Source organism: Rubrivivax gelatinosus, from assembly GCF_016583785.1.
GTDB lineage: Bacteria > Pseudomonadota > Gammaproteobacteria > Burkholderiales > Burkholderiaceae_C > Rubrivivax > Rubrivivax gelatinosus_B.
On record NZ_NRRU01000185.1, the window covers coordinates 1 to 4360 of the forward strand.

At 71.9% G+C, this 4360-nt stretch carries 5 protein-coding genes; 1 reads left to right on the plus strand and 4 read right to left on the minus strand.

Annotation, left to right across the window (positions count from 1 at the left end; all coding sequences use genetic code 11):
- A partial coding sequence (locus CKO43_RS25030; protein ID WP_431191976.1) for a type IV pilus assembly protein FimV occupies positions 1–1224 on the plus strand: 1224 nt, incomplete at its 5' end.
- Positions 1225–1230: 6 nt separating this feature from the next.
- On the opposite strand, the gene CKO43_RS25035 is transcribed toward CKO43_RS25030, so the two are convergent.
- Genes CKO43_RS25035 through CKO43_RS25050 form a run of 4 tightly spaced genes read right to left on the minus strand, consistent with a single transcriptional unit; the run spans position 1231 to position 4256 of the window.
- Complete coding sequence (locus CKO43_RS25035) at positions 1231–2391, minus strand: pyridoxal phosphate-dependent aminotransferase (RefSeq protein WP_200380365.1); 1161 nt, start codon at positions 2389–2391, stop codon at positions 1231–1233.
- Positions 2391–3335, minus strand: a complete 945-nt coding sequence (locus CKO43_RS25040; protein WP_200230702.1) for a CysB family HTH-type transcriptional regulator — start codon at positions 3333–3335, stop codon at positions 2391–2393. Before CKO43_RS25040 ends, CKO43_RS25035 begins: the two co-directional genes overlap by 1 nt.
- Positions 3336–3351: 16 nt before the next feature.
- On the minus strand, positions 3352–3723 hold the full coding sequence (locus CKO43_RS25045) for a sirohydrochlorin chelatase (protein ID WP_200230703.1): 372 nt from the start codon (positions 3721–3723) through the stop codon (positions 3352–3354).
- Complete coding sequence (locus CKO43_RS25050; protein ID WP_242481397.1) at positions 3720–4256, minus strand: LptF/LptG family permease; 537 nt, start codon at positions 4254–4256, stop codon at positions 3720–3722. The genes CKO43_RS25045 and CKO43_RS25050 overlap by 4 nt, the downstream gene beginning before the upstream one ends.
- Positions 4257–4360 lie beyond the last annotated feature (104 nt).

Consider the following 4360-nt stretch of genomic DNA (forward strand, 5'->3'; position numbering starts at 1 on the left):
CTGGAGGCGGTCGAGCCGGTGCCGTCGCATGCGGCGACGACTGCCGCCGCCGCCAGCGCCGTCGAGGACGCGATCGCCGCGGTCGCACGTGCTGCCAGCGCCGCCGAAGCCGCGGCTTCGCAGGCGCTCGCGGCCGAGGCGCGCATCGCGGCGCTGGAGGCCAGCGTCAAGCAGATGCGCGGCGAGGCCGAGAAGAGCCGGCAGCTCGTCGCCGACCTGCGCCACCAGCTCGCCCAGGCGGGCGACGACCGCTTCTTCCTGCCGCTGCTGCTGACCGTGGCCGCGCTGCTGGCGCTGTGCGGCGGCCTGTGGTGGCGGCTGCGGGCGCTGCAGCAGGAGCGCCAGCGCGCCTGGCGCCGTGCCGCCGCCGCCGAAGCGCCGCCGCGCATGCCGCCGACCCCGACCTCGCAGCTGCCGCTGATGACGGCCGAGATACCGATGCCGCCGCCGCGCCCGGTGGCGCCGCCGCGGCCGACGCTGATGCCGCAGACCCCGGGCCCCGAGGTGCACGAGTTCCCGGGCGAACGCACCCAGGTGCTGCCCACCGGCTCGCGCGCCGACGAAGGCGCGCCGCGCGACGTCACGATCGAGGAACTGCTCGACCTGGAGCAGCAGGCCGAGTTCTTCATCGTGCTCGGCCAGGACGACGCCGCGATCGACCTGCTGGTCGAACACCTGCGCGACACCGGCGGCGGCAGCCCGCTGCCCTACCTGAAGCTGCTCGAGATCTACCGCCGCCGCGGCGAACGCGAGGCCTACGAACGCACGCGCGAACGTTTCAACCGCCGCTTCAACGCCTACGCGCCGGAATGGGAAGCCGACCTGCAGCAGGGCCGCACGCTCGAGGCCTACCCTGGCGTGCTGCCGCGGCTGGAGCAGGTGTGGGGCAAGCCGCTGGACGCGATGGCCGAGCTCGAGGCGCTGCTGTTCCGCAAGTCGCGCGGCGAACTCTTCGACCTGCCGGCCTACCGCGAGGTGCTGTTCCTGTACTCGCTGGCGCGTGACCTGCTGGACCGCGAGGCGGTGGAAAGCGGCACCGTCGACCTGCTGCTGCCGCTGTCCGACGAAGCCGACTTCGGCATGACCTCGCCGCACCCGTACCTGACGCTGGAGCGCGATTCGGTCTTCGACCCGGGTGTGCCCGAGCGCACGACGGATCCGGTGGACCTGGACCTGTCCGAGCCCGAACCGGCGCCGGCGCTGCCGCCGCCGCCGCGCGCCTGAGCGCGCCTAGAGCCGCGCCAGGCGGTCCAGCGCCTGTTGCAGCGTCTCGTCGCGTTTGGCGAAACACAGCCGCGCGATGTGCTGCTCGAAGCCGCCTTCGTAGAAAGCCGACATCGGGATCGCGGCGACGCCGATCTCGCGTGTGAGCCACTGGCAGAACTCGGCTTCCGGCAGGTCCGAGACGGCCGAGTAGTCGACGCTCTGGAAGTAGCTGCCTTCGCAGGGCAGCAGGCGCAGCCGGCTCGCCGCCAGCCCGGCGCGGAACAGGTCGCGCTTGCGCTGGTAGAAGGCCGCCAGGTCGAGGTAGGGCGCCGGGTCGGCGAGGTAGCGCGCCAGCCCGTGCTGCATCGGCGTGTTCACCGTGAAGACGTTGAACTGGTGCACCTTGCGGAACTCGGCCGTCAGCGCCGCCGGCGCGGCCACGCTGCCGACCTTCCAGCCGGTGACGTGGAAGGTCTTGCCGAAGCTGGAGACGACGAAGGCGCGCGCCGCCAGCTCGGGAATCGCCGCGGCGCTGACGTGTTCGCCGCCGTCGAACACCATGTGTTCGTAGACCTCGTCGGCGATCAGCAACACGTCGGTGGGCGCGAGGATCTCGGCCAGGCGCTGCATCTCGGCGCGTGTCCAGACGACGGCCGCCGGGTTGTGCGGCGTGTTGACGATGATCGCGCGCGTGCGCGGCCCGAGCGCCGCGGCGATGCGCTCGAAGTCGGGCCGGAACGTGCCCGGCGTCAGCGGCACGCGCACGACCGTGCCGCCGGCGAGTTCGATGTTGGGCGCGTAGCTGTCGTAGCAGGGCTCGAGCACGACGACCTCGTCGCCCGGGTGCACGCAGCACAGCACCGCGGTCAGGATGGCCTGGGTCGCGCCGGCGGTGATCGTGATCTCGCGGTCGGCGTCGTAGCGGCGGCCGTGCAGCGCGGCGATCTTGGCCGCCACCGCCTGGCGCAGCGCCGGCACCCCGGCCATCGGCGGGTACTGGTTCAGGCCTTCCTGCATCGCCGCGTGCACGTGCTCGACCAGCGCCGGGTCGCAGCCGAAATCGGGGAAGCCCTGGCCCAGGTTGACGGCGCCGCATTCGGCGGCCAGCGCCGACATGACGGTGAAGATCGTCGTGCCGACGTTGGGCAGCCGGCTGGTCAGGGGCGGGGTACGGGCTTGGTACATCAGAGGTTGTAGTCGCTGCCTTCGCCGGCCATCGCGCGCTGCACGAGGGCGGTGGACAGCCTGTCTGAGAGCTGTTCGGCGAAAGCGTAGACGAACTGGCGCAGGTAGGCGCCGCGCTTGAACGCGACCCGGGTGACGTTGCTGCCGAAGAGGTGGCCGACCGGGCGCGAGACCAGGTCGCCGCCGGGCGGGTCTTCGCGCACCGCGGTCTCGGCGACGATGCCCACGCCCATGCCCAGGCGCACATAGGTCTTGATGACGTCGGAGTCGATCGCCTCCAGCGCCAGCGTGGGTTTCAGCCGGGCGCGTGCGAAGGCCTGGTCGATGCGGCTGCGGCCGGAGACGGTGGCGTGGTAGAGCACCAGCGGCTCGGCCGCCAGCTGCTCCAGCGTCAGCCGCTCGACCGTGGCCAGCGGATGGTCCGGCGGCACCACCATCACGTGCTGCCATTCGTAGCAGGGCAGGGTGACGAGGTCCTCGTAGTTGCTCAGCGCCTCGGTCGCCAGGCCGATCTCGGCGACGTCGTCCAGCAGCATGCGCGCCACCTGCTCCGGCATGCCCTGGTGCAGCACCACCTGGACCTTGGGGAACCGTTTGCGCAGCTGGGCGATCGGCCCGGGCAGGAAGTAGCGCGCCTGGGTGTGCGTGGTCGCGATCGACAGCGTGCCGGCGTCCTGCTTGGAGAACTGCTCGCCGATGCGCTTCAGGTTGGCGACCTCGCGCATGATGATCTCGACCGACTTCAGCACCTCCTGCCCAGGCTCGGTGACGCGGCGCAGGCGCTTGCCGTGGCGCGCGAAGATGTCGACGCCGAGCTCCTCCTCGAGCTCGAGGATGGCCTTGCTGATGCCGGGCTGCGAGGTGAACAGCGCCTTGGCGGTCTCGGTCAGGTTCAGGTTGCGGCGCACCGCCTCCTGGACGAATCGGAACTGGTGCAGGTTCATGCCGGCCTTCGTGTTCTCAGGTGCCGAGCGCACGCACCGCGGCGGCGGCCATCGCGGCCACGACCTCGGGCGACGCGCCGACGGCGGGGTGCAGCCGGAAGCGGGTGTCGGGGTGCCGCGCCGCCAGCGCCTCGAGCAGCCCGGGCACGTCGCGGCGCACGTGGCCGCCGGCGCCCAGGAACAGGGGCACGACGGCGATGTCGGTGCAGCCGGCGGCGGCGAGTTCGTCGCCAGCGCTGGCCAGGTCGGGCTGCATGAACTCGAGGAAGGCCAGCCGCACCTGGACCCCGGGAGCGGCGGCGCGCACGTTCGCGGCGACGGCTTCGAACGGTTCGGCCCAGCGCGGGTCGCGCGCGCCATGGGCGAAGAGCACCAGGCCGCGGCTCATCGGTAGCGCACCAGCCAGGCGAAGGCGCCCAGCGACAGCATCAGGAACAGCAGGCTGGGCGTGGATGCCGCGATCCACGGCGTCCAGTTGCGCAGCAGGCCGACGTGGCCGGCGAGGTTGTTCAGCAGCACGAAGCCGATGCCCAGCATGATGCCGCCGAAGACTTTCAGGCTGACGCTGCCGGCGCGTGCGTGCAGGTAGGCGAAGGGCAGCGCCAGCGCCATCATCACCAGGCAGGCCAGCGGGTACAGCGCCTTCTTCCAGAACAGGATCTCGTAGCTCTGCGCGGCTTGCGCCTGGTCGGACAGGTGCACGCTGTAGCGCCAGAGCTCGGCGGTGGTCATCGTCTCCTGCGGCAGCACCGCGGCGGCGACGACCTCGGGTGTCAGCGTGCTGGGCCAGCGCAGCTCGGGCACACGCTGCTCGACGATGCCGGCGTCGACGCTGCTGCCGCGGGCGTCGGGCCAGCGCGTCAGCTCGGCGTCGGCGGGCGCACCGGCGCCTGGCTGAAGGAAAAGCGCATGACGCCGCAAGGCGAGCGCAACTACTCGATCAACCTCGCCGGCACGACGCGCCACGGCGCGCTGCGCGGCATCCGCATCTTCCAGTTCGACGCCGACGGGCGCCTGTCCGAACG

What these genes read in the sequence shown, in the direction of transcription:
- CKO43_RS25045 (WP_200230703.1), bottom strand. Translation starts at nt 3,723, where the DNA reads ATGAGCCGCGGCCTGGTGCTCTTCGCCCATGGCGCGCGCGACCCGCGC.
- CKO43_RS25035 (WP_200380365.1), bottom strand. Translation starts at nt 2,391, where the DNA reads ATGTACCAAGCCCGTACCCCGCCCCTGACCAGCCGGCTGCCCAACGTC.
- CKO43_RS25040 (WP_200230702.1), bottom strand. Translation starts at nt 3,335, where the DNA reads ATGAACCTGCACCAGTTCCGATTCGTCCAGGAGGCGGTGCGCCGCAAC.